Annotated in this window: 2 protein-coding genes; both read right to left on the bottom strand. The window is 80.5% G+C overall.

All coding sequences use genetic code 11. From position 1 onward, the window contains the following. Positions 1-632 (bottom strand): 2-phospho-L-lactate guanylyltransferase (gene cofC, locus FA014_RS19610; RefSeq protein WP_154731265.1); only part of this gene is annotated, 632 nt, incomplete at its 3' end. Between the two features lie 50 nt (positions 633-682). After that, the coding region (locus FA014_RS20435) for an iron chaperone (protein ID WP_195969405.1) at positions 683-1,010 on the bottom strand (328 nt) is incomplete at its 5' end.

Here is a 1,010-nt window from a genome sequence, read left to right on the forward strand (position 1 = left end):
CCGCCGACCCCGCGCGCGACGAGCGCCGCCAGGTCCGCCGGCACGTCCACGTCGTGCCGCAGCGTCGAGTCGACGGGCAGCGCGATCTCGGCGTGCCCGAGCGCCCGGTGCGCCGCCGCCGACCCGCCGCCGAACGCCGGCCGCAGCGCCGTCCCCGCCCGGGCGGTGAGCAGCGTCGTCCCGGTGCCGTCGGCGTCGGGCAGGACCGCCAGCGGGTGCGCCTCGGCGGCCGCGAGCGCCGCGTCGAGCTCGTCGGGGTCGAGCCCCGGCAGGTCCCCGAGCAGCACGCCGACGTGCGCGGTGGGCGCCTCGCCGCGTGCGGCGGCCACCCCGGCGGACACGGCGCGGTCGAGCGACGCCCACCCGCCCGCGGCGTCGTCGGGCCCGGCCGGCGGCTCGGGCAGCACCCGCACCCGCGGCAGCGCCGCCGCGGCGGCCGTGACCTCGACGTCGGCGGTCACCACGACCACCCGGGCGACCCGCGGGCTCGCCAGCACCGCCTCGACGGTGTCGAGGGCCATCGCCCGCACCAGGGCGGCGCGCGCCCGCGGCTCCAGCACGTCCGCCAGCCGGGTCTTGCCGCGCCGCGCGTCCTTCACCGGGACGACCAGGACCCACCGACCGAGCAGCACGGACGCACCCTACGCGCGGCGGCCGGGGCGCGTCGCCGACGTCCGCGGGGTCAGTCGCGCGTCCGGTCCAGGGCCGCGTCGATCTCGGCCCGCCGCCCCGTGACCAGCGCGTCGAACGCCTCGGGCGGCAGCGGTCGGTCGGCGGTGAACCGGATGCCGCCCTTCGTCGCGTCGAAGCCGTCGAGCGTCGCCAGCACCGCCGCGACGACGTCCGAGCTGAACGGGTACGCGGTGCAGGCGCGCGGGCCGACCGCCACGGTCACGAGGGGCCGGCCCCGGTAGCGGTACGCCGCCATGCCGTAGCTCGTGCCCTCCTCGACGTCGGGCACCAGCGCCCGCGCCCGGTCCAGCAGCCCGGCGACCACCGACCGCTCCGGG

This window comes from Cellulomonas hominis, from assembly GCF_005239125.1.
Taxonomy (GTDB): domain Bacteria; phylum Actinomycetota; class Actinomycetes; order Actinomycetales; family Cellulomonadaceae; genus Cellulomonas; species Cellulomonas hominis_A.